A 23,122-nucleotide genomic window follows, 5' to 3' on the forward strand; every position below is an offset into this window, starting at 1 on the left:
CGTTTACTATATCGTATATTTTTTCACCGGTCAAGATTCAGGACGGCTCCGGCAGTAAAAAAGCAGCCGGGCCCGCAGGCCTGACTGCTTGTATGAATCGTATGCCGTTAGTTCGCTGTTTTTACCGAGCCCGAATGGAGCACTTGCTGTACCTGCTCCGGTTCTTCGGCGTATTCTGCCTTGACTGTAGGCAGCGTAATCGGCGTCTTGTCGACGACGCGGACGATGAGGAGCGTGATAATGCAGATGAGCCATTCGAAGTAGATGACGTGCGGCAGCACGCGGACTTCCGGGAACAGCTGCCAGGCCACGAGGCCGGCGATGCCGACGAGGGTCGTCCAGAAGGCCGTGTTTTTGCGGCACAGGGACGGGCAGAACATGGTGCACAGGAAGACCAGCGTGAAGGCCGTCGTCAGGCTCAGGCCGATGAGCATGACCTTGACGATGCCGACGGCGTTAAAGGCCAGCCACAGCGTGCCTAAGCCGATAATCAGGATAATCAGCCGGTTGGCCTTGACGTAATTGGCCTGGGAAATATCGGGCTTGAAGAAGCGCTTGAAAATATCCTGGGCGACGAGGGTGCCGGCTCCGAGGAGAATCGTGCAGGCCGTCGATACGTCGGCAGCCCAAAGCGCTGCCAGGGTCATGCCCGACGAGAAGGGATCGAGGCTCATGATGATCTGCGGCAGGGCCATCGTCGGGTTCAGTTCGGGGAACTGGGCTTTGGCCGCCAGCCCCAGTACGGCGCAGAGGAAGCCGACGGGGAAGATCAGGAGGCCTCCTAAGATATAGCCCTTGCGGGCGGCGTTGACGTCTTTGGCGCCGCAGGCGATCTGCACGGGGCCCTGGGCCGTGATGGCCTGGGTCGTCATGACGATGATCCAGCCGATGAGGACGGCGAAGGACAGGCCGCCCATGGGAGTGAACCAGCCGAAATCAGCCTGAGGCAAGGCGGCGTTGATGCCGCTGATGCCGCCGTCGCGGATGAGGATGCGTACCATAGAATAGATAATGCCGAGGTAAATGACCGTAACGCTCAGGATATTGGACAGGCCCGACGACCAGAGGCCGCCGATAGCCGTAATGCCGATGAAGACGACGGCGCTGGTAATCATGCCGGCGTGCATGGAAAAGATATCGGGCATGAGGGCGTGCAGGATAGACCCGCCGGCGACGTACTGCAGCGACGTAATGCAGATCATGATGAGAGATAAGCCGATGACGCTGATGACCCGGGCTTTTTTGTCGTAACTCCGTTCAAAGAGCTCGGGAATAGTCGTACAATTCAGGGCCCTGTACTTGCCGGCGGCGACGAAGCCCATGATGACGGCGCCGATAGCCCAGGCGGCGTTGTACCAGCCCGCTGCCAGGCCGATGGTCGTGGCGCTTTCGGCTACGCCGACTGTCGACGCGGCGCCGACGGCCATGCCGGTGATGCTGACGGCGACGAGACCCGTAGAGAAGCGCCGTCCGGCAAACAAGTATTCCGTCGGGTTTTTGCTGGCCCGCCGTTTGACGTAAAATGAAATGGCGAATAATAAGACGATATATAAAATGACAATACACAACTGAATAGACATTTTCCATTCATCCCCTTCAGAAAAGCTGTTTATCGCAACTGTAGTTCCGTACAATGCAACAACAGTAACATAAGATGTTATTATTGTATTCCAAAACGGAGAAAAATACAAGGTAGTTTATTGAAAAAAGAAGAAAATATCCGCAGTTTTCCAATAAATTTTACATGGCCTTCTCCCTTTGTCTCAATATTTAATATGTTTTCTGAAACGTAAAACGTTTGTCCTGAAAGATGCGCTGATACTTGAATAGATGAATCTATTTTCTTGACAAATAAAACCGGGCCCCTGCGGAAATGCTTGCAGGAGCCCGGGATCGTTACTGGAGTATAAAGAAATATAAGGAAGCGACGGCGGCCAGGATAATCCGGTACCAGCCGAAGACCTTGAAGTCGTTGGTCTTGATGAAGGACATGAGGAAGCGGATGGCCAGGACGGATACGACGAAGGCCACGACCATGCCGGTCAGGAGGACGGCTCCCTCCGTAGCCGTGAAATGGAGGCCGAAATCCAGCAGCTTGACGGCGCTGGCCCCTATCATAATCGGCACGGCCAGAAGAAAGGTGAACTCTGCTGCGGCGACGCGGGATACGCCGATCATGAGGGCGCCGATAATCGTCGAGCCCGAACGGGACGTCCCGGGAAATACGGCGGCGATGAGCTGGAAACAGCCGATCCACAGGGCGGCCTTGTAGGTCAGGTCGGCCGTCGTTTCGACGACGGGGGCTTTGCCTTTGTTCCTGTTTTCCACGACGATAAACAGGACGCCGAACAAGGCCAGCATGACGATGACTACGGGATAAGTGAAAAACAAAGAGTTCAGCTCGTTGCCCCACAGCAGGCCGACGACGCCGGCAGGAATGCTGGCTACGACGATCTTCGGCCATAAGGCCAGGGCTTCGGCCTTGAGGCGGAAGCCGCCGCGAAGGGTAAAGGGCAGGAGCTTGTCGCCGAACAGGACGAGTACCGCCAATATCGCGCCGAGCTGGACGACGACGAAAAACATTTCCATGAATTTTTCCGACATGTTCATGGTCACGAATTCGTTCAACAGGATCATATGGCCTGTGCTGCTAATGGGCAGCCATTCCGTAATGCCCTGGACGATGCCGAACAATACGGCTTTTGCGATTTCAATAAGCATAGGGAGGTCTCCTCTTTTGTGAACCCTGACGGCAGCGAAACCGGCCCGTCCCCTGCCCTGGCAGTGAGAACGGCCCGCGGAATCGTCGCGCATCGGCGTTTAATTTATACAACATATGTGCATACAGATAAAGAAAGTATTGCCGCCGGTAGTGGTAATGTATTTCAACTTACTGCGACAAATAACAGCTTATTTTAACAGTACGAGGCCGGTCTTGTCAATTCGTTTTTTCGATAGCACAACACGTATCGTTGTATATGCCGCTGCGGTATGGCCGACGAAGAGGTCTTGCCCTTTTCGCCTTGGGGAAAAGTTTGTGAAATTTTACTCTTGTTTCTTTCAGCCTGATGTGGTAAGATACGGGCAAGGCAAAAGATGACATCACCTTTGTGAGTTATACTTTTTCGGATAATTATATTTGCGCGATGTACGTGCATCTGCTTGGATCGTAACGGACCGAGACAGAAAGGGTCACTCATCATAATCAGGCGTGCAGGGGATTGCTGCGTTCGTGTCTCTGCGCGCTGGTTGTAGCACTTGTGTATGTGCGCCTTTCGGTCTACGCCGGAAGGCGTTTTTCTTTTGCCCCGACTATTTTATTAGGAGGTTGATACCTTGAAAAAATGTTGCGGCTTTTTAGTGAACAACATGGCTCTCTTCGTCCTTCTCATAGGCGTCGTCGGGGCCGTGCGGCCTCAGACTCTGACCTGGGTCGGCCCCTACGTGGGCTGGCTGCTGGGCGTCGTCATGTTCGGCATGGGCATGACTCTCACCTTTCAGGATTTTAAGCGGGTTCTGCAGCGGCCCTGGGAAGTCCTGCTGGGCGTCGCAGCCCAGTTTCTCATCATGCCGCTGGCGGCCTGGTTTCTGGTCTGGCTCTTCGCCCTGCCGCCGGAACTGGCTATCGGCGTCGTCCTGGTGGGAACCTGCCCGGGCGGCACGGCGTCCAACGTCATTTCCTACCTGGCCAGGGGCGATGTAGCCCTGTCCGTTTCCATGACTATGGCGACGACCCTCCTGGCGCCGGTCGTCACGCCGACCCTGACCTGGCTCCTGGCCGGCTCGTGGATCGAAGTGTCCTTTACGGCCATGATGATTTCCATCGCCCAGATGGTCCTCCTGCCCTTGCTGCTGGGGCTGACGGCGCACCATTTCTTTGAACGGACCGTAGAAAGGATACTGCCTGTCATGCCCGTCGTATCGGTCGTCACCATCGTCCTGCTCGTCGGCGGCGTCGTGGCCCTGGGGGCTGAAAGCCTGCTGGACGTCGGCCTGCTCATGGCGGCTATCGTCGTGCTGCACAACGCCTTCGGCCTGGTCCTGGGATACGGCATGGCCCGCCTGTTCCGCCTAGATTCCAAAAAGGCCCGCACCGTGTCCATCGAAGTGGGCATGCAGAATTCCGGCATGGCCGCCTCTCTGGCCGTCCTGTATTTTAGTCCGGCCGCGGCCATTCCCGGCGCGATTTTCAGCGTATGGCACAATATTTCCGGCTCCATCGTAGCGAACTACTTCGCCCGTAGGGACGAACGGAAAAACGTAGACGTAAAGAATGTAGAATCAATTCACTTGGCATAAAGGAGCATCTCTATCATGAAAATTTTTACGACAGTATCAGACATGCAGGCCTTTGCGGCCGCGTTAAAAAAAGAAGGAAAATGCATCGGCTTGGTTCCGACGATGGGAGCCTTGCACGAAGGCCACCTGACGCTCATGCGGGCGGCGAAGGAAAAGTGCGATGTTGTCGTCGCCTCGGTCTTCGTCAACCCGACCCAGTTCGGGCCGAACGAAGATTTCGACGCCTATCCGCGCCGCTTTGAAGAAGACTGCCGCAAGCTGGAAAGCGTCGGCGTCGACGCCGTGTTCCATCCCGAACCGGCTGAAATGTATCCTGAAGGGTACTGCACTTACGTCAACGTAGACGGCGACATTACTCATAAGCTGTGCGGTGCTCAGCGTCCCATCCACTTCCGCGGCGTGGCGACGGTCGTCACGAAGCTCATGAATATTACCCGGGCTGACGAAGCCTTTTTCGGCCAGAAAGACGCCCAGCAGGTCGTCGTTGTCCGCCGCTTCGTCGACGATTTGAACATCCCCGTTCACATCAACATGGTGCCCATCGTCCGCGAAGACAGCGGCCTGGCCCGCAGCTCCCGCAACGCCTACCTCTCGCCGGCGGAAAAGGAAGCGGCCCTGGTCTTGTCGCGCAGCCTGAGAAAGGCTAAAGCCGCTTACGACGGCGGCGAAACGAATGCCGAAGCCCTGAAAGCCATCGTCACGGAAGAAATCCAGAGCGAGCCCATGGCCGTCATCGACTACGTAGACCTGTTCTCCTTCCCGGCCCTGCTGCCTGTGGAAACAGTGAATGAACCGTGCCTGCTGGCCATCGCCGTCCGCATCGGCAAGACCCGCTTGATCGACAACGTTATTTTAGGAGATGCCGCAAAATGATACTGAATTTACTGAAATCTAAAATCCATTGCGCTACCGTTACGGAAGCCAACCTGCAATACATGGGAAGCATTACCATCGACGAAGCCCTGATGGAAGCGGCCCATATCCTGCCGAACGAACGAGTCCAGGTCGTCGACAACAACAACGGCGCCCGCCTGGAAACGTACGTCATTCCCGGGCCGAAGAACTCCGGCGTCATCTGCCTAAACGGCGCGGCGGCCCGCTGCGTCCAGCCCGGCGACGTGGTCATCATCATGGCCTACGCCTTTATGACCGAGGACGAAGCCCGGTCCTACGTGCCGACTGTCGTCATGGTCGACGGGCAGAATGCCGTCCGCGAAGTGCGCTGCGCAGAACATCACGGCCAGACCCATTAGGACAAGCCCATTGTTTCACGTGAAACAACGCCTCCCTCTTCTGTCTTCACATTTTCTTGACAATTTCTTCATGACTTTTTCACAGGCAGGCAGTATACTATAGATGTAATGAAGAACAGATATACTTTCTTTTACATAACTCACGTATTACAAGGAGGCGTACTTATGAAACTCTTTTTGGCTAAAAAGCTGCGCGTCGCCCTGGCCGTCATGGCCTTCGCCGGCTGTACGGCGGCCTTTGCCGCCGACGGACAGGCTGCTTTCGTTCAGGTCAGCCCTGACGCCTATTCTTACTGCCACGACGGCTCCGGCCACGGTCATCATCACGGTTGCGGCTGGTAGCGCTGGCGCAGGAGCGTAAAAAGCTTTCTCTCCTTATCCATTGCAGATGAGGAGAGAAAGCTTTTTTTGTCTATTCTTGCCCGCCCTTTCGGATGATGAAAATCTTCATACTTTCTTCATAACTTCTCCATTCTTTGTTCACAGGCCTCTTATATACTGTACTTGTAATCAGGAACACATCATACAATGGATTTCAGCATAGGAGGTATAGTATGAAAACGATCATTATGGCTAAAAAATTCCGGTATATCTTGGCAGTCGTCGCCTTAGTCGGCTGTACGGCAGCCTTTGCCGCCGACGGCACGGCAGATACGGCTCAGACGAATCAGAGCCAGAGCCAGTATACCTGCCCCTATCATCAGGACTGCCCCTACGGCGACGGCCGGGGACGCGGCCAGGGACGAGGGCATCACCACCACCGCGGCTACTGCCATCAGAACGACGCCCAGACAGTGACACAGAAATAACGGACAAGCTCCCTTCAGCGGATATCCCTCCGGAGGGAGCTTGTTTTTTCTGCCGCTCATAAATTTATGAGCGACTTATAAATTTTCTAATATATTGTTCGCTGCGAGTTAATTTTTTATAATGAGCACAGGTAAGGAAATGAACAGGACAACACAGGAGGTATGGATGATGATGAACGAAAACGTAGTAAAAATATTGAAAGCTTACATGTGGGACGTAGCTACCTGCTCTGACGACGGCAATCCGAACGTCGTGCCCGTAGCCTTTAAGAACGTAACGGAAGATGGCAAATTAGTCGTCGGCGACGTGTTTATGGAAACGACGATGAACAACGTCAAGGCCAACGGGAAAGTCGCCATTTCGGCATACGACGCCAAGACCTACGAAGGCTATCAGGTCAAAGGCACGGCTGAATACGTGACGGAAGGGCCTGTCGTCGATATGTTTAAAGGCCTGGTAGAAAAGACCTTCCGCGGGGCGGCGACGGCTAAAGGCGCCCTGGTCATTACGCCGGAACAGGTCATCGTGACGACTCCCGGCGCAGACAATAAGAAGGTATTATAAGAAGGAGGGCTGGCAGCGAGCCTGAACATGAGTGTCTTGTTTTCGGGCTCGCTCCTTTTGTTTAGGAGGATATGCTCATGGCGACGTATACAGCCCATATCGACGAGGCGGCCTGCGTCGGCTGCGGCGCGTGCCTCGAAGCCTGTCCGGCCGGGGCTATCATCATGACGCCGGGCTGGCGCTGCGTCGTGCAGGAAGCTCTTTGCCTCGGCTGCGGCATATGCGCGGGCCTGTGTCATAAAGGCGCGCCGCAGCTGCAGGAGACGGCAGGCTCATACATTCCATAGGTACTTAAAATACCAGAAGGGCTATGATACAATAAAGGAAAAAAGGAGGCCTGCCTATGTATCAGAAAAAATTGGAGCCCGATATCCGCTGCCCTCTGGAATACGGATTGGATATCTTCGCCGGCAAATGGAAATCGCGGATTATCTGCGTGCTGGCCGCCTTGGGGACCCTGCGGTACAGCCAGCTGCGCAGCGAAATGGGAAATATTACCGACGCCGTGCTGGCGTCGACGCTGAAGGAACTCATTGCCGACGAGATGGTACTCCGCAAGTCCTACGACGAGATTCCTCCCCGAGTCGAATATTCCCTGACCCGTAAGGGCCGGTCCGTCGTGCCTATCTTGCAGAACATCTGCCGCTGGGCCGACAAATACTATCAGGAAGAATGCGATTATAACCTGACGCCCTGCCAGCGGTGCGTGTATAAGTAAGTCAGTGTTTCACGTGAAACATCAAAACTTTCTCCACGACGAGATAAAGCTCTCCGTCTGCAACGAAGGCGATGCAGATGGAGAGCTTTTTGCTGTGTAATGAAGAGATGAGCTCCTGCCTATGGGCCGGTCTAGCGCAGCAGGGGCATCTGTCCCGTCAATTTGTTTATTTTCTTTTTTGCCCCGCACATGGCGATTCCGAAGTAGTTCAGATCTGCTTCCGCTGCGGCCTTCATCTTTCCTGCGAATTCGTCATAGGTCTTGCAGCCTTGGGCCAAATCGGAAAAGTCGACGACTGTCACGTCGGAAAACTCCGACCCATACAGCCTTTCGCGGATGGCTTTTATGCTTTCGCCATTGCCCTTCAAGATGGGGACGGGAAATTCAATGATGCCTAAATGTTCGTGTCCTGTTTTGTCGGCCACGTCGGCGCCGACGATTTCCGGCATGGCCTTTCCCAGGGTAATCCCCAGAATTGCCGCTGTATTCGCCATAATCCCCAAGGGCAATCGTTCGTCGAGTATCATGACGCATTTTTCATCGTGTACGTTCATTGCGTTCCACCTCATTTCGCATACTTTTTGGGGGAATCGGCACGGCTGTAAGTCCCGGCAGCCATTGAAACGCAGCCTTGCCAGCTGAAAAGACCCTCCTATGGGGAAGCCTGCCCCTCCGCTCCTGTTCCGCTGCTCTTTAGGAAAATATCCCGATATGCGCCGGGTGTTACGCCGATGAAGCGGGCAAAGTAATTGGTGAAATGGCTTTGGTCGGAAAAGCCTGTCTTCAGGGCCGCTTCCATGGGAGACATGCCTTGTTCCAGCAATTTTTTTGCCCTGCCAATGCGGAAGCTTTCCAAATAGCAGTACGGCGCGACGCCCTTTGATTTGGCGAAGGCCCGCAGTAAGGTAGATTTGCTCAAGCCAGCCTCGCGGCATATTTGGTCCAAGGAGATGCGTTCTGCAGCGTGTTCCTCCATAAATGCGCAGGCCCGCTCGATTTCCTCCCGGCATTCGGGAATACAGTCTTCAAAGGGTTGTCCGTATCGCTGCATAAGCAGGGACAGCATCAGGAGGAGGCTTTCTTCTTTTCCAAATTCCAGGGACCCGTTCATGACGAGGTCATGGAGGGGCCGCAAATAGCAGGACACTTCTTCGTCGCAAAGTACGGCCGGCGAAAATCCCGGCAGTGTCCTGTTTCCCGTGATTTCTTCGGCCAAATCCAGCATGACTTCCGTTGCGATGTTAAATCCCCGATAATCCAAGACGCTGCCGTCTGTCTGGATGCAGGCGTGGGTGTCGCCGGGATTGAACAGCAGGATGCAGCCTGGCCCGATTGGGTATTCCTGGTTTCTGCACCATAAGCGGCGCTCCCCTTGCTCTATGAACCCGATTACGTAGTAGTCGTGGAAATGGTTGGGAAAGGGCCGGCCTATCCCCTCAAACCGATAGGCTTCCAAGCGGAGCTCCTCGTCGTAGACCAGGGTTTTTATTTCTTTCCTCATAGATGATTCCCCCTCATCGCTTATTGTATCACTTGGCCTTTCCGGCGGCTTGTAATATATCTTCAACGAAGAGAATTTCGAGGCTTTCCTCTTGGCCTATACTCCGATGTGTTTCACGTGAAACATTTTCCCTATAACGATACAAAGCTCTCTGTCCGCAGATGCATTACTGCGGGCAGAGAGCTTTGTACGATGTCTTTTAAACGAGCTGTCGCCGGGATTGGTGACGACGCCGCAGGCCGATACGGCGATTTCGATTTCGCCGGGACGTACGTCCGGCACGGCAACTTCTTTAACAACTACTTGGCGCGGCCCTGTGAGGACAGCTGCTTTCATCATACGAGATTTCATCATCATGCACTCTCCTTCATCGTACAGTATATAAATCGACGGAATATCTTGACGTTTGGTCAGCTTTACTATATCATTAAAGTTAGCTTTAAAGTCAATCTTACGTTTCGAAAATTTTGAGAAATTTTTACTCAGGCTTCTCTAAGGAGGTTTTCCTATGTATACGATTCAGCAGGTGGCGAAGATGACCCATATTCCGGCGACGACGCTGCGTTATTACGATAAGGAAGGGCTGCTCCCCTTTTTGGAACGGCGCGAGTCGGGTTATCGGGCTTTTTCCGACGTCGATTTGGCTATGCTGCAGGTGCTGCAGTGCCTGAAGGCGACGGGCATGTCCATCAGCGAGATGAAGCAGTTTTCCCAATGGGTGCAGGAAGGCGACAGCTCGCTGAAGGAACGGTACGATTTATTTGTCCGCCGCAAGGAAGCTGTAGAGCGGCAGATTGCCGAGCTGCAGAAATCGCTGGAAGTCATCAATCACAAGTGCGACTACTATCGCCGGGCCGTCGAGGCCGGGACGGAAAAGCACATGATGGGCAAGGACACCCTGCCCTACGCCGACGAATTTCTCCACGGCGGCGGAAAATAGTATCGTTGTTTCACGTGAAACATAGTTGACTGCATAGACACATTACGGAGGTGTATCCTATGGTCCCCTACTCTATCCTCATCGTCGACGATGACGAGAAATTGTGCGCCCTGCTGCGCTCCTACTTCGAGCAAGAGCAATGCCTGGTATATATTGCCAATGACGGCATGACGGCCGTCTCGATGGTACGGCGGCACGAGCCGCAGATTATGGTGCTGGATTTGATGCTGCCCGTCATGGACGGCTTTGAAGTCTGCCGCCGCGTCCGCCAGTTCAGCGACGTCCCCATCATCTTCTTGACGGCCAAGGACGACGAGCTGGACCGCCTCGTGGGGCTGAATATCGGCGCCGACGATTACGTGACGAAGCCCTTCAACGTCAAGGAACTCATCGCCCGCGTCCACAGCCTGCTGCGCCGGGCCCGGGGCGAAGTCATTCAGAGCTCGTCTCGCTACGCTGTCAGGGATTTGCTCATCGACAGGGACAAGTTCACCGTGTTCCGCAGCGGCGAGCCCATCGTGCTGACGCCGACGGAGTTCAACATCCTCGACGCCCTGGCCTCTTCGCCGGACCGGGTGTTCAGCCGCATGCAGATCATGGAAAAGGCCCAGGGCGGCTACGGCTTTGAAGGCTATGAGCGGACCATCGATACGCACGTCCGCAACCTGCGCAAAAAAATAGAGCCGGAGCCGGCCAAGCCGACGTATATTCTGACCGTATACGGCATCGGCTATAAGTTTTCCGGAGGCGGCCTATGAAACGGACAGACAGCTTAGTATTCCGCCTGACGGCGATGGTCTTCATCCTGCTGGCCGTGACGATTGCCGTCATCCTCTTTTTGGTAAACAGCCAGATGGATACGCATTTCACCCAATACCTGCAGATGGCTCCCCGCCGCGGCATGGGAATGGGCATGGGGCATCACATGATGCGCGGCGCAGCGGAGCTGCAGTACGTCGAGTCCATCCATCGCTCCCTCCTGTGGGTCGGCCTGGGCATGACGGTCATCAGCGTCGGCGTCAGCTACATCGTCGTGCAGAAGCTCGTCCGTCCCCTTCTCTCCCTGACTGAGGCCGTGCGTTCCGTACAGGAAGGGAAATTCGGGCAGACCGTACCTGTAGAACGGATGGACGAAGTGGGCATCCTGGCCAAGACCTTCAACGACATGTCGACGGAGCTGGAGCAAAACGAAACCATGCGCCGCCACCTCTTTGCCAGCGTAGCCCACGAGCTGCGGACGCCCTTGGCGATTATCCAGGGAAACTTGGAAGGCATGATCGACGACGTCATTCCGGCCAACAAAAAGATGTTTTTGTCCATGGAAGACGAAGTCCTGCGGCTGGGGCGATTGGTACAGGATTTGAACGATTTGTCTTTAGCGGAAATCGACAAGCTCGTCCTCCATAAGGAACGGGCCGATATAAACATACTGCTGGAACGGGCCGTCAGCATGCTCCAGCCCCTGTGCGACGAAAAGGAGCTGACCGTCCGGCTGCACCTATGCCCTGAGCTGCCGAATGTCTCCATCGACGTGGACCGGATCAACCAAGTCGTCTACAATATTTTGAACAACGCTATCCGCTATATCAACCGGGGCGATACGATAGCCGTAACTACGGAGCGGGCCGTCAAGGAAGGAAAAGAGTACGTTCTAGTCTCTATTGCCGATACGGGAAATGGCATTTCTCCTGAAGACTTGCCCCATATTTTCCAATATTTCTACCGCGGCGAAAAATCGCGGAGCCGCAAGAGCGGCGGCAGCGGCATCGGGCTGGCTCTGGCGAAGCAGTTCGTCGTCAGCCACGGCGGCCTGCTTGACGTGGAAAGCGAAGTCGGCAAGGGCACGACCTTTTACATATACCTTCCCCTGGGCTGAGACGGCAGTATACGGGAGGGATGGACGTATATGACAACGCGGCAGGAGGCAGTTTTATGATACAGATTCGCAGAGCCGGCACAGCGGAATTTGCGGCAGTACGGGATTTTTATTACGCTGTGATCGACGAAATGAAGGACGCCGAATTTAAGCCGGGATGGGAACGGGACGTGTACCCGTCGCAGGACTTTCTGCGGGCGTCACTGGATAAGGGCGAGCTCTACGTCGGCGAAATCAAAGGACATCTTGCGGCGGCGATGGTCGTCAACCACGAATACAACGAAAGCTATGACGGCGCGCCGTGGTCTGTCGACGCGTCGGACGACGAGCTTCTCGTCGTCCACGCCTTAGGCGTGCGCCCGTCCTTTGCCGGCCGGGGCATAGCCAAGGTGATGACGCAATATGCCATCCGGCTGGGACGGGAAACGGGGATGAAGACGATTCGCCTCGATGTGCTGAAGGGAAATGTTCCGGCAGAGCGGGCCTATCGAAAGGTTGGATTTGCTTACTGCCGGACGGCCCGCATGTTTTATGAAGATACGGGATGGACCGAATTCGATTTGTTTGAATATATTCTGTAAAGGCCTTCCCTTCTCTTTTGAGAGTGTCGGGCCGTCTGCCCTTCAACGTAAAAAATCTATTGATATATAAAAACAGGGACATACTGTTTCACGTGAAACATATGCCCCTGTTTTGCAGTATATGATTTGAAAGACAATAGCAGCATATTTCTGCATTCAGCGCTCTTGCGATACACTTTGGTTTTGCAGCGTTTCTTCATAAGATGGCAAGGTTTATGGTCATTGCCTGTGGATGCGCAGTGCGTTGGATATGATATATAAAAACGGGACTGACGATGAAGGATTGCTTTTCTTCATCAGCGGTCCCGTTTTGCTTGCTGCGTCTTATTTTACCAGTTCGTATCCGGCGTCGGTAATGACCTTGGCGAATTCGTCCGTCGTAATGTCCTTTGTCGCCGTGACGTCGGCCGTCTTGCCTTCCAAGTTGACGGTTACGTCCGTTACGCCGTCCATGGCGGCTAAGGCGTCGTGAACGTGTTTCTGGCAGTGCTGGCACATCATGCCTTCGATGTGTAATGTTGTTTTCATAGCAGGTTCTCCTTCCTTCTGTTCAGATATAGGTGTATTTGGAGTTTCCCGTGGTGTTTCACGTGAAACAGTTCCAGCCGAATGGTTGGGCTTAAAGAAGCGCAGGCGCAGAGCGTTTAGGACGACGCAGACGCTGCTCAGGCTCATGGCCGCCGCCCCGATCATGGGGTTCAGCTTGAGGCCGTAGGCCGGGTAAAACAGGCCGGCTGCCAACGGAATGGCGATGACGTTGTAGAAGAAGGCCCAGAACAGGTTTTCTTTGATGTTTTTGATGACGGCCTTGCTGAGGCGGACGGCGCTGACGGCGTCGAGGAGGTCGCTGCGCATGAGGACGGCGTCGGCGCTTTCGATGGCGACGTCGGTCCCGGCGCCGATGGCGATGCCTACGTCGGCTTTAGCCAGGGCCGGCGCGTCGTTGACGCCGTCGCCGATCATAGCGACGGTGCGCCCCTGGGCCTGCAGCTCGGCGATGTGCCGTTCCTTATCCTGAGGCAGGACGCCGGCGATGACCTTGGGAATGCCCAAGCGCTTGCGGATGGCTTCGGCCGTGCGGGCGTTGTCGCCAGTCAGCATGACCACGTCGATGCCCATAGCGGCAAAGCGGGAAATGGCTTCGGCGCTGGTGGCTTTTTCTACGTCGGCGACGGCGATGATGCCGATGACGCCGCTGTTATCGGCGAATATGAGGGGCGTCTTGCCCTGATCGGCTAAGGCGTCGAGACGGTCTGCATAGCTGCTGACGTCGATGCCCTGTTCTGCCATGAGGGCGGCGTTGCCAGCGTAATAGGTTTTCCCATCGGCGGAGGCGATGACGCCCTTTCCGAAGACGGCCCGGAAATCAGATACGGCCTTCGGCGCGATGCCCCTTTCTTTTCCGCAGGCTACGATGGCTTCGGCCAGGGGATGTTCGCTCCCCTGCTCCATGCCGGCAGCCAGGCCGAGGAGCTCTGTTTCGCTGCAGGTCAGGGCCTGTACATCGGTGACGTGGGGCTTTCCTTCCGTAATGGTGCCGGTCTTGTCCATGACGACGGTATCGACGGCGTGGGCCCGTTCCAGGGCTTCGCCGGACTTGATGAGGATGCCGTTTTCCGCACCCTTCCCCGTGCCGACCATGATGGCGACAGGCGTTGCCAGCCCTAAGGCGCAGGGGCAGGAAATGACCAAGATGGAAATGCCGATGGAAAAGGCGAATTCCAAATCGGCTCCCATGGCGAAATACCATAGGGCCGTAGCGGCGACGGCCAATGTGATGACAGCCGGGACGAAGATACCGGCGACGGCGTCGGCGATTTTTGCAATAGGCGCTTTGCTGGCGCTGGCTTCGTCGACGAGGCGGATAATCTGGCTGATCGTCGTATCGTCGCCGACCCGCTGGGCTGTGACGTGAATATAGCCCGACGTATTGATCGTCGCCGACGTGACCTTGTCGCCGACCTGTTTTTCGACGGGAATGCTTTCGCCCGTAATGGCCGATTCGTCAATGCTCGTCGTGCCCTGAGACACGATGCCGTCGGCAGGAATGCGCTCGCCCGGGCGGACGACGATTTCATCGCCGACGGCTAAGTCTTCGACGAGAATGACCGTTTCGACGCCGCCGCGCAGGACCGTCGCCTCCTTAGGCGCTAACTTCATGAGCTTTTCAATGGCCGCGCTGGTCTTGCCCTTGGCCCTCGTTTCCAGATACTTGCCTACGGTGATGAGGGTGACGATCATGCCGGCCGACTCGAAGTACAGGTTGGCGCTATAGGTCTGTACCAAGGCCCAGTCGCCGTGGCCCATGCCCCAGCCCATGCGGAAGATGGCGAAGGCCCCGAAGGCCGCCGAGGCCATGGAGCCCATGCCGACGAGGCTGTCCATGTTGGGCGCGCCGCGAAGCAGGTTGGAAAAGCCGTTGATGTAGTACTTGCGGTTCAAATACATGATCGGCAGGATGAGCAGGAACTGTGCGAAGGCGAAGGAAATGGCATTTTCCGGGCCGTCGAATACTGCTGATATAGCTGACGGGACGGGAATGCCCAGATGAGAGGCCAGCATATGATGCATGGCGATGTAGACTGTAGGAATGAGAAAGACGATGGACCACAGGAGGCGCCGCTTCATCTGCCTGACTTCCTGCTCGGCCGTATTGGCCGGACTTGCCTGCGGCGAAGCGCCCTTTGTTCCGGCTTGCCCGCCGGCCAGGGACGCGCCGTATCCGGCCTTGACGACGGCGTCTATAATCGCCTGGCTCGTAAGGATCGTTTCGTCGTAATCGACCTGCATGCTATTGGTCAGCAAATTGACGCTGGCCTTTTCTATGCCCTCCAGCTTGGAGACGGCCTTTTCGACGCGGGACGAGCAGGCCGAGCAGGACATGCCCGTTACCTGGTATGTTTCATGCTTCATGCAATCACTCCCTTACTTCATCAATTTTTGCAGGGTACAGACGAGCTCGTCGACGACGTCGTCCTTCCCCTCGCGGATATCGTGGACGACGCAGGTCTTGATGTGCTGGCCGAGGAGTTCCTTATTGAAGGAATTCAGGGCCGACTGGATGGCCGTGACCTGCATCAGGATATCGATGCAGTAGCGGTCCGTCTCTACCATGCGCTTGATGCCCCGTACCTGCCCTTCAATCCGGTTTAACCGGGAAATCAGTCGTTTATATTCCTTCTCGTCGCGGTGCTTCAGCTTCATGCCCCCGCAGCAGCTCGTATCGTTCGTTAAATCCATATGTATCCCTCCTGACATATGCGCAGAGATGATATACCCCATACCGGTATATAAACATAATATACCCAGTAAGGGTATATGTCAAGATGCCGAAGAGAGATTGGACGGACGTACGGAAGGAGCTGAGAAATAAAAAACGGTATGGGACGACAGCTGCTATAAGCGCTGCTGTCCCATACCGTTTTGTCGTTTTATACGTTATATACTTTTATTCCATGACGCCGATTTCGTCGGGGACGATGAAATCCGCTTCGGTGCAGGCCTTGATGTCGTCTACGGTGTAGCCTGCGGCCAGTTCCCGCAGGACTAAGCCTTCCGGCGTGACTTCAAAGTAGCACCGTTCGGTGACGATGTCGGTGACGCATTTCGCGCCCGTCAGGGGCAGGGTGCATTTTTTCAGGATCTTCGATTTGCCGCTCTTTTCGCAGTGGTCCGTCGCTACGATGATCTTCTTGACGCCAGCGCACAGATCCATGGCGCCGCCCATGCCGGGGACGAGCTTGCCCGGGATAGTCCAGTTGGCCAGGTTGCCTTCCTGGTCGACCTGCAGGGTGCCCAGTACGGTAGCGTCGATGTGTCCGCCGCGGATGAAGGCGAAGGACATTTCATGATCGTATACGCTGCCGCCGGTGATGATGGAGGCCGGCTGGCCGCCTGCGTCGATGACGTCGATGTCGACGCTGTCCCAGGGCGGCGTCGCGCCGCTGCCGACGGTGCCGATTTCCGCTTCCAGCCAGAGGTTGACGCCTTCAGGCAGATAGTTGACGCACAAGAGAGGAACGCCGATGCCCAGATTGACAAAGTCGCCGTTTTTGAAGAATTTAGCGCACCGCGATGCGATGAGCGCCCGTCCAGTTAATGCCGCCATTATTTTCCGCCTCCTTCCGCAGCCTTAGCCTTTGCTTCGGCCTTGGCCTTCGCCCGCTGCCACATGGGGCACATCGGCCGTTTTTCGCCGGTCCGCACGTATACCATGTCGACGATGGGAGCCGGCACGTCGATTTCTTCAGGGCCCAGTTCGCCGATTTCAACCAGCTCTTCGACTTCGGCGATGACGAAATCCGCCGCCAGGGCGATGGTGCTGTTCGTCGCCCGCGAGTTCAGGCGGAAGGAAATGTTGCCGGCCTTGTCGGCCTTCGTCGCCTTGACCAGGGCGACATCAGCCCGCAGGGGCAGCTCCAGGAGATAGTCCTTGCCGTTGATGGTCAATACCTGCTTGCCTTCGGCCACTTCCGTGCCGAGGCCCGTCGGGGTCAGGCAGCCGCCGAGGCCTGCGCCGCCGCAGCGGATGCGTTCGGCCCAGGTGCCCTGGGGGCTGAATTCGACGTCCAGCTCGCCGGCCAGCATCTGGTCCTTTGCGACGGGGTTCAGGCCGATATGGGTCGTAATAATGCTCTTGACCCGTTTGGCCACGATCAGCTTGCCGACGCCCTGGTCGGGCATGCCGGCCGAAACGGCGATAGCGTGGATGTCCGTTACGCCCTTTTCCAGCATGCCGTCGATGATTTCATCGGCGGCGAATTCGCCGTGCCAGTCGCCGAACATAATCGTCTGGCCGTCGTGAATCTTGCTCAGCGCTTCTTCTTTGGTCACTACTTTGTTTGCAAACACAAAATGACCTCCTTTCCTCCTATAACACTGCGTCTATACGCTTATTTCCCTTGGAATATGGCTTTGCGTTTTTCCATAAAGGCCTTGCAGCCTTCCTGGAAGTCCATGGACGCCGAGCATTCGCGCTGCGTCGGCACTTCCGTTTCGTCAAGCCACTTCTTGTAGTCGACATACATGGCGTCGTATATCTGCTTTTTGATGTTCTTGTACGACAGGAGCGGCCCTGCGGCGATCTTCTTGGCAAAGGCCATGGTCACGCTGTCCAGCTCTTCCACCGTCGTGACCTTATAGGCCAGGCCCAGGGCTTTGGCTTCTTCCGCGCCGACGGGGCGGCCCGTAGCGGCCAGTTCCATCGTGCGGTTCGGGCCGATGAGGCGGGTCAGGAGATACGTCGCGCCCGTGTCGGGGACGAGGCCCAGGTTGACGAAGGCCAGGATGAATTTCGCGTTGTCGGCGCAGATCATGAAGTCGCCGCCGATGGCCAGGCTCACGCCGGCTCCGGCCGCCGCGCCGCTGACCGAGGTGATGACGATCTTGCTCATCTTCTTCAAGCCGTCGGCGACGCTGCCGACCTTGCTGATCAGGCCGTCCATGTTGACTTCGCCGCCGGCCTGGATGAGTTTGTAGAAATAGCCGATGTCGCCGCCGGCGGAGAAGGCCTTTTCCGCCCCTTTAATGACCAGGACGCGCACGTCCGGGTCGTGTTCCGCCTTGTCGACGACGTACATGAGCTCGTCGGCCATCTGCTCGTCAATGGCGTTGAGGTTCTTCATGTAATTCATCGTAACGACGGCGATGCCGTCTTCTACCGTGTAAATCAACTTCTGCAATTCCATACCAGTTCCTCCTTTACAGGTCTTCTCTATCACCAAAACTGCCTTGGGCAGCCTTTAGTCGGGGGAATATAAAAATTAACCGTTTATACGAAGGGCGGGCCATGCTCCTGTCTGCGGCGCGGCAAACCTTCTTACTGACGCCTGTTGCGGCGTCTCTGCTGGTTTCTCTATATTTAATTTCCATGTACACGTTCGGTTTCTTATAAGTAAATAATATATGGATTATGCGAAATTGTCAATAATGGGTCATTTTAGAATGGACATTAGTTCTATATTTCATGGATTTGCCATGCAAATAGAGACGGTACCCGAACTGTACGATATCAAAACTGCAAGAACGCCCTGCACCGTCTCGTCCGTGCAGGGCTTTGTTCATGGAGTATATGGAATTGCGCGGCCTACCGCTTGTTGCTCCGCCGCCAGATGCGCTGCTTTTCTGCGGCCTTGATCAGGGCGTCGCGGAAATCGGGATGGGCGATGCTGATAAGGGCCTCGGCCCGCTGCCACGTCGCCAGGCCCGACAGGTTGACGGCGCCGTATTCCGTCGCCACGTAAGGCGTCTGGGTCCGCGGCGTCGTGATGATGTCGCCGTCCGTAAATTTCGGCAGGATATTGGAGCGGCCGACGCCGTAGGCGTCAAAGTACATGGAGGGCATGGCCAGGAAGGCCTTGCCGTGGGAGGCCATGTAGGTGCCCGTCACGAAGTCCAGCTGACCGCCGGTGCCGCTGATCTGCCGCGTCCCGACCGATTCGGCGCAGACCTGGCCGTACAAGTCGACGGCAATGCAGCTGTTGATGGAGATGAAGTCGTCGAGCTGGCGAATCGTCTCGGCAGCGTTGACGTAGTACATGGGCGCCGACAAAATCCCCTGATTATAATGGAGGAACTCGTACAGCTCCTTCGAGCCCAGGCAGACGGAAAACACGCCCTTTCCCCGCTGGAGGGGCTTCTTTTTATTAGTAATTTTTCCCGACTGATAGAGCTTTAAATAGCCGTCGCTCATGATTTCGGCATGCATGCCTAAGTCTTTCAGATCCGATTCGGCGATGAGCTCGCCTAAGGCGTTGGGCATGCCGCCGATGCCCAGCTGCAGGGTCATGCCGTCGTGGAGATAGGGGAAAATCTGGGCGGCGATTTTCTTATCCAGCTCGCTGGCCGGCCGTCCCGGCGCGGCGCTGATGGGCTCGTCGCTTTCGACGACATAGTCTACGTCGGAGATGTGGATGTGGTCGTTGGCTACGCCGTACACGACGGGCATGTCCGGATTGACCTCCAGGACGATGTGCTTCGCCGCGTCAAGGACCTCCTGCTGGCAGCAGTTCGTCAGGCCGAAGGAGAAATTCCCCTGCCGGTCCATAGGCGCTACGGTAATCATGGCCACGTCGACGGGGGCGAATCCCCGTTCGTAGTAGGAGCCGCAGTTGCGGAACAGCATGGGCTGATGATAGGCTCGTCCCTGGTCCAGGTACTTCCTGTCGATGGCCGAGCAGTGCCATACGTTGTAGGTAAAGGTCTCATTATCTGGGTCCTGTTCCAGCACCTGTACGGGCCGGCAGGTCACGCTGCCCCGGACCTTGACGTCTTTGAGCTCGTCCCGCCGTCCGGCCAGGGCCTTGTCCAGGGCCGCCGGAAAGGAGCAGCAATGGCTGTAGTCTACCCAGTCGCCGTCCTTTACAATTTGTACCGCCTGCTCCGGCGTGCGGAGCTTTTCTCTGTACTCGCCGTATACGTCCATCGTATCACCTCTCGCTGAAATGAAATTATATATCCGTCCTGCTTTCGTTGAGTCCATTATATACCAACGGGCGAAAAAAATCATGACGCAGGGACAGGATGTTGCAGAAAAAACGCAGCTCCCGAAGAAACTGCGCTTTATAGTCTATGGGTATGCTTGGTTATTCAGAGGCAGCTCGCGTTCCGCGGCGCTTATAGAAGACGTAATAGAAGGGCACGGCGACGACGAGGGCGCCAAAGCCGATGACGATTTGCTGCAGCGGAATTTGAACGAACAAGGGAAAGTCGAAACCTATATCGACCTGTTGAAGCAGGTCGTCGCAGAGGACCAGCATACGGCCGATTTTCCCTGGAGATGACAAAAGCTCCCCATACCGATCTGCGGATAGGTCTGTATGGGGAGCTTTTTGCAGGCGATCGGTTACAGCACGTTGAAAATCAAATAGGCTACGACGGTCATCGTGCCCAGGCAGGCCACCGTCGTTAGGAGGACCATGCTCAGGGCGTAGTCGCCGTGATTGCGGTTGGACTGGGCGAACATGGCCACGGCGGCCATCGTCGGCAGGGCCGCGATGAGCGTCGCCGCCTGGACCATTTCCAGATCGCCGCACAGGCTGCGGGCGACGAGGAAGAAGGCGACGGGAAAGAGCAGCATTTTCGTCGCAATGCCTGCGTACAGGTCCTTCGTCTTGGCTCCGACGCTCCAGTCTGTATAGTAGATGAGGCCGCCCAGATACAGGAGCGACAAGGGCGTCGCTGCCCGCCCGACTGTCAGCAGGGATGTTTCCAGCACGTTGGGAAGGCCTATGCCGGCCAGGATCAGGACGATAGCCAAGACGATGGCGCATAAGGCCGGATTAAAAAATTTTTTCAGCGAAAAGGCGGCCTTTTTTTCGCCCGGCGTCGTGAGGTACATGCCGTAGGTCCACAAGACGAGCTGGTCGATAATGCTGAACAAGGCGATGTACAGGCCGCCCCGTTCGGGGAAGGCTGCCGACAATAAGGGGATGCCGAGAAAGCCTACGTTGCCGTAAATCATCGTGGCCTGGTATATGCGGCCCAGGTTTCCCCTGCGGCCCAGCAGCCGGGCCATCACGGCCTGCACGATGATCAGGCCGCCGTATATGCCGGCAGATAGGAGGATCATGGCGTAGCAGTCGAACAGAACCTGCCGCGTCGTGCCGTTCATGGCGTTGGCAAAAATGAGGATGGGCAGCAGAATGCCGATAATGACCTTGGACAATACGTCCAGCGAGGGCTGGGACAAGATTCCCCGGCGGGCGGCGATATACCCGCAGACCATCATGACGAAGAATTGAAACAGCTGATTGGAAATGATATAAAATAAATCCATAGTACACGCACCTTTTGTTTAGAATAGAAGCTGACGAGCTAGTATTGCAGGTCTATGCCCTTGCCCCTTGGCAGATAAAAAAATACTCCCTGAACGGGAGTATTTGCAAGGGACTGGGTTCCCTTATTTTTTCAGGATATTGACGACTTCCTGCGTTTCGTCTGTCGCATTTTCGAAGCCGGCGATGATGGAGCCCTGAACGACGATGGCGTCTAAGCCCTTGTTCTTGCGGACCTGGTCGACGGCCTGTACGACGTCTTTTTCCATGGGAACGACCAGTTTATTTTCCAATTCGGCGATGTTCTGGTTCAGCTGTCTTGCCAGATCGCGTTTTTCCTGGTCCGTCTTCATGTTGGCAGCTTTTTTCGTAAATTCTGCGTCGGCTTTTTTGATGGCTTCCTGCATCTGAGCGCTGACTTTCGGATAATCTTTATGAGAAGAAATCAAGGTATCGAAGTTGACGTAACCGACGCCGGCTGCAAAGGCGGACGTAGCGGCTACTACGCTCATCATACCGATTACTGCGAGAGAAGCTATCTGCTTTTTCAATTTCATTCTAACAATCCTCCTGCGTTGAATAGATTTAACTTTATTCGTTTTTTTATTATATCAGACTCATTGAAAAACTACAACGGGCCCCGTAAAACTGAGACAATTTTGTAACCTTGGAAATTACTTTTCTTTGTCTGCCGCCGGTGCTTCCTCGTCTTCGTCTTTGATGTAAATATATTTATCCTTTTTCATCTTGTCGATGATTTCCGGAGCCATGGCGATGAGCTTTTCAAAGGCCGAGGCCTGATAGCCGTCCTTTTTGATGGAAAACATTTCCACCCTGTCGCCCTTGATGACCAATACGGCCGCCGGTTCCAGCTTTGCGCCGCCGCCTCCGCCGGCGCGGCTGCCCTGGCCCTCTGTCGAGCCCGAGCCGAAGCCGAAGGTGACGTCGACGAAGGGAATGATCGTCGCGCCGCCGATTTGGACGGCCTGTCCTACGACGGTTTCTACCTTGATCATTTCCCTGAAATTATTGAAGATCGTTTCCAGATTGTTTTTTATCGTGTTGTCCATGATGCTCTCCCCTTTTCGATGCATGCCAGCCGGCGATGAGACGGCGAACGGGACGGGACGCTATAAAGAGCGCCGAATACCACAGCAGCGCCGCCGGATACAGGGTCCCGCTGCCGCAGATGGTGCTGTCGTACCGTTCTTCCAGGTAGTCGAAGCGCAGGCCGCCGATGGCCTCTGGGACGACGGCGTACAGCGCGCCGGCAAGGATACCCGTTTCATGAGGCTGCCCCAGTCCGACGACGCCGCGGATGTCCAGCGAGCGGACCCGCGAATGATGCAGGATGCGTCCCAGCCAGCAGAAGAAGGCTGCGGCGAAGTCCCTGTTGAAGACCAGGGGCTTCCAATGAAAGCCTGCCGTCTTCGGCGCGCCGCTGTCGTCTTCCTGTTTCAGCGATTCATAGGTCACGGCGCCGGCTGTCTCCGCCTGCTGCCGGACGGCCTCGGCGGCCTGGTCTGCCGCTTTTTTCGCCGTGTCTTCCGATAGGTCCGGCGGCGGTCCGGCCTGCCGCTTCCAGCCTATGTATACCGACGAAACGGGCCGCTGACCCCAGGTATAATCCCAGGTGCCGGCCAGGGCCCGTCCGAACCAGCCGGCCCGGACGCAGAGGCGGAACGGCCGGCCCGTGCGGATACTGACATGATAGGTAAAGGGTATGAACAGCACGGCCGCCGCGCATAATACGGCGGCTGCCGTTATGACGACGATGCCCATACGCGCTGCCCTCCCTTTCAGGCG

28 protein-coding genes are annotated in these 23,122 nt (G+C 55.9%); 12 read left to right on the forward strand and 16 right to left on the reverse strand.

Annotated elements, in window-relative coordinates; genetic code table 11:
* Positions 1 to 107 precede the first annotated feature (107 nt).
* Positions 108 to 1,580, reverse strand: a complete 1,473-nt coding sequence (locus E0L13_RS05415) for a sodium:solute symporter family protein (protein ID WP_240924662.1) — start codon at positions 1,578 to 1,580, stop codon at positions 108 to 110.
* A gap of 316 nt (positions 1,581 to 1,896) precedes the next feature.
* Positions 1,897 to 2,721, reverse strand: coding sequence for an undecaprenyl-diphosphate phosphatase (locus E0L13_RS05420; protein WP_168060845.1), 825 nt, complete (start codon positions 2,719 to 2,721; stop codon positions 1,897 to 1,899).
* A 615-nt stretch (positions 2,722 to 3,336) separates the two neighbouring features.
* On the opposite strand from E0L13_RS05420, the gene E0L13_RS05425 reads away from it, so the two are divergent.
* The 8 genes from E0L13_RS05425 (at position 3,337) to E0L13_RS05460 (ending at position 7,644) form a co-directional block, all read left to right on the forward strand.
* Positions 3,337 to 4,299 carry a bile acid:sodium symporter family protein gene (locus tag E0L13_RS05425; RefSeq protein ID WP_168060847.1) on the forward strand — a complete coding sequence of 321 codons (963 nt, stop codon included), beginning with the start codon at positions 3,337 to 3,339 and terminating at the stop codon, positions 4,297 to 4,299.
* Between the two features lie 15 nt (positions 4,300 to 4,314).
* Positions 4,315 to 5,172 carry a pantoate--beta-alanine ligase gene (panC, locus tag E0L13_RS05430; protein WP_168060849.1) on the forward strand — a complete coding sequence of 286 codons (858 nt, stop codon included), beginning with the start codon at positions 4,315 to 4,317 and terminating at the stop codon, positions 5,170 to 5,172.
* Positions 5,169 to 5,552: an aspartate 1-decarboxylase gene (gene panD, locus E0L13_RS05435; protein ID WP_095629008.1), complete on the forward strand. Its 384-nt coding sequence runs from the start codon at positions 5,169 to 5,171 to the stop codon at positions 5,550 to 5,552. Before panC ends, panD begins: the two co-directional genes overlap by 4 nt.
* Positions 5,553 to 5,717: 165 nt before the next feature.
* Entirely contained in the window at positions 5,718 to 5,894 is a 177-nt protein-coding gene (locus tag E0L13_RS05440; RefSeq protein ID WP_158221356.1) for a hypothetical protein, read from the forward strand.
* 212 nt (positions 5,895 to 6,106) lie between these two features.
* Positions 6,107 to 6,361 (forward strand): hypothetical protein, encoded by a 255-nt coding sequence (locus E0L13_RS05445; protein WP_168060851.1) that lies wholly within the window; start codon positions 6,107 to 6,109, stop codon positions 6,359 to 6,361.
* Positions 6,362 to 6,527: 166 nt separating this feature from the next.
* On the forward strand, positions 6,528 to 6,926 hold the full coding sequence (locus tag E0L13_RS05450) for a pyridoxamine 5'-phosphate oxidase family protein (RefSeq protein WP_240924663.1): 399 nt from the start codon (positions 6,528 to 6,530) through the stop codon (positions 6,924 to 6,926).
* A 77-nt stretch (positions 6,927 to 7,003) separates the two neighbouring features.
* The gene (locus E0L13_RS05455; RefSeq protein WP_206081537.1) at positions 7,004 to 7,213 is read left to right on the forward strand and encodes a 4Fe-4S dicluster domain-containing protein; all 210 of its coding nucleotides are present in this window, start codon (positions 7,004 to 7,006) and stop codon (positions 7,211 to 7,213) included.
* A gap of 56 nt (positions 7,214 to 7,269) precedes the next feature.
* Positions 7,270 to 7,644 (forward strand): helix-turn-helix domain-containing protein, encoded by a 375-nt coding sequence (locus E0L13_RS05460; RefSeq protein WP_095629011.1) that lies wholly within the window; start codon positions 7,270 to 7,272, stop codon positions 7,642 to 7,644.
* 131 nt (positions 7,645 to 7,775) lie between these two features.
* On the opposite strand, the gene E0L13_RS05465 is transcribed toward E0L13_RS05460, so the two are convergent.
* The 3 genes from E0L13_RS05465 to E0L13_RS05475 all read right to left on the reverse strand — a co-directional run bounded on the left by E0L13_RS05465 (position 7,776) and on the right by E0L13_RS05475 (position 9,499).
* Positions 7,776 to 8,198 carry a DUF2000 domain-containing protein gene (locus tag E0L13_RS05465; protein WP_095629012.1) on the reverse strand — a complete coding sequence of 141 codons (423 nt, stop codon included), beginning with the start codon at positions 8,196 to 8,198 and terminating at the stop codon, positions 7,776 to 7,778.
* A 98-nt stretch (positions 8,199 to 8,296) separates the two neighbouring features.
* Positions 8,297 to 9,145, reverse strand: coding sequence for an AraC family transcriptional regulator (locus E0L13_RS05470; RefSeq protein WP_168060855.1), 849 nt, complete (start codon positions 9,143 to 9,145; stop codon positions 8,297 to 8,299).
* A gap of 96 nt (positions 9,146 to 9,241) precedes the next feature.
* Positions 9,242 to 9,499, reverse strand: coding sequence for a hypothetical protein (locus E0L13_RS05475; protein ID WP_168060857.1), 258 nt, complete (start codon positions 9,497 to 9,499; stop codon positions 9,242 to 9,244).
* Between the two features lie 154 nt (positions 9,500 to 9,653).
* On the opposite strand from E0L13_RS05475, the gene E0L13_RS05480 reads away from it, so the two are divergent.
* The 4 genes from E0L13_RS05480 to E0L13_RS05495 are packed head-to-tail and all read left to right on the forward strand — an operon-like array spanning position 9,654 to position 12,542.
* Positions 9,654 to 10,085 carry a MerR family transcriptional regulator gene (locus tag E0L13_RS05480; protein WP_168060859.1) on the forward strand — a complete coding sequence of 144 codons (432 nt, stop codon included), beginning with the start codon at positions 9,654 to 9,656 and terminating at the stop codon, positions 10,083 to 10,085.
* A gap of 59 nt (positions 10,086 to 10,144) precedes the next feature.
* Positions 10,145 to 10,843 carry a response regulator transcription factor gene (locus tag E0L13_RS05485; protein WP_154877078.1) on the forward strand — a complete coding sequence of 233 codons (699 nt, stop codon included), beginning with the start codon at positions 10,145 to 10,147 and terminating at the stop codon, positions 10,841 to 10,843.
* Positions 10,840 to 11,961 (forward strand): HAMP domain-containing sensor histidine kinase, encoded by a 1,122-nt coding sequence (locus E0L13_RS05490; RefSeq protein WP_168060861.1) that lies wholly within the window; start codon positions 10,840 to 10,842, stop codon positions 11,959 to 11,961. The genes E0L13_RS05485 and E0L13_RS05490 overlap by 4 nt, the downstream gene beginning before the upstream one ends.
* Before the next feature lie 56 nt (positions 11,962 to 12,017).
* Complete coding sequence (locus E0L13_RS05495; protein WP_168060864.1) at positions 12,018 to 12,542, forward strand: GNAT family N-acetyltransferase; 525 nt, start codon at positions 12,018 to 12,020, stop codon at positions 12,540 to 12,542.
* Positions 12,543 to 12,866: 324 nt separating this feature from the next.
* Here the strand turns inward: E0L13_RS05495 and E0L13_RS05500 are convergent, their stop codons facing one another.
* The 11 genes from E0L13_RS05500 to E0L13_RS05550 form a co-directional block, all read right to left on the reverse strand.
* A complete protein-coding gene (locus E0L13_RS05500; RefSeq protein ID WP_168060866.1) occupies positions 12,867 to 15,455 on the reverse strand; it encodes a heavy metal translocating P-type ATPase in 2,589 nt (862 codons plus the stop codon).
* A 12-nt stretch (positions 15,456 to 15,467) separates the two neighbouring features.
* Positions 15,468 to 15,782, reverse strand: coding sequence for a metal-sensing transcriptional repressor (locus E0L13_RS05505; RefSeq protein WP_168060868.1), 315 nt, complete (start codon positions 15,780 to 15,782; stop codon positions 15,468 to 15,470).
* A 208-nt stretch (positions 15,783 to 15,990) separates the two neighbouring features.
* A complete protein-coding gene (locus tag E0L13_RS05510) occupies positions 15,991 to 16,650 on the reverse strand; it encodes a 3-oxoacid CoA-transferase subunit B (RefSeq protein ID WP_087478419.1) in 660 nt (219 codons plus the stop codon).
* Positions 16,650 to 17,393 carry a CoA transferase subunit A gene (locus E0L13_RS05515; RefSeq protein ID WP_168060870.1) on the reverse strand — a complete coding sequence of 248 codons (744 nt, stop codon included), beginning with the start codon at positions 17,391 to 17,393 and terminating at the stop codon, positions 16,650 to 16,652. The genes E0L13_RS05510 and E0L13_RS05515 overlap by 1 nt, the downstream gene beginning before the upstream one ends.
* Positions 17,394 to 17,434: 41 nt before the next feature.
* On the reverse strand, positions 17,435 to 18,229 hold the full coding sequence (locus E0L13_RS05520) for an enoyl-CoA hydratase-related protein (protein WP_087478421.1): 795 nt from the start codon (positions 18,227 to 18,229) through the stop codon (positions 17,435 to 17,437).
* A gap of 398 nt (positions 18,230 to 18,627) precedes the next feature.
* Positions 18,628 to 19,965 (reverse strand): acetyl-CoA hydrolase/transferase C-terminal domain-containing protein, encoded by a 1,338-nt coding sequence (locus tag E0L13_RS05525; protein WP_168060872.1) that lies wholly within the window; start codon positions 19,963 to 19,965, stop codon positions 18,628 to 18,630.
* A gap of 160 nt (positions 19,966 to 20,125) precedes the next feature.
* Complete coding sequence (locus E0L13_RS05530) at positions 20,126 to 20,326, reverse strand: hypothetical protein (RefSeq protein WP_206081538.1); 201 nt, start codon at positions 20,324 to 20,326, stop codon at positions 20,126 to 20,128.
* Positions 20,327 to 20,385: 59 nt separating this feature from the next.
* The gene (locus E0L13_RS05535; RefSeq protein WP_168060876.1) at positions 20,386 to 21,318 is read right to left on the reverse strand and encodes an AEC family transporter; all 933 of its coding nucleotides are present in this window, start codon (positions 21,316 to 21,318) and stop codon (positions 20,386 to 20,388) included.
* 123 nt (positions 21,319 to 21,441) lie between these two features.
* Positions 21,442 to 21,873, reverse strand: coding sequence for an OmpH family outer membrane protein (locus E0L13_RS05540; RefSeq protein ID WP_087478427.1), 432 nt, complete (start codon positions 21,871 to 21,873; stop codon positions 21,442 to 21,444).
* Between the two features lie 117 nt (positions 21,874 to 21,990).
* Positions 21,991 to 22,386 (reverse strand): spore germination protein GerW family protein, encoded by a 396-nt coding sequence (locus E0L13_RS05545; protein WP_168060878.1) that lies wholly within the window; start codon positions 22,384 to 22,386, stop codon positions 21,991 to 21,993.
* On the reverse strand, positions 22,343 to 23,098 hold the full coding sequence (locus E0L13_RS05550; RefSeq protein WP_168060880.1) for a hypothetical protein: 756 nt from the start codon (positions 23,096 to 23,098) through the stop codon (positions 22,343 to 22,345). Before E0L13_RS05550 ends, E0L13_RS05545 begins: the two co-directional genes overlap by 44 nt.
* Between the last annotated feature and the right edge of the window lie 24 nt (positions 23,099 to 23,122).

The sequence above is a fragment of the Megasphaera sp. SW808 genome (genome assembly GCF_012027795.1).
Lineage (GTDB): Bacteria > Bacillota > Negativicutes > Veillonellales > Megasphaeraceae > Megasphaera > Megasphaera stantonii.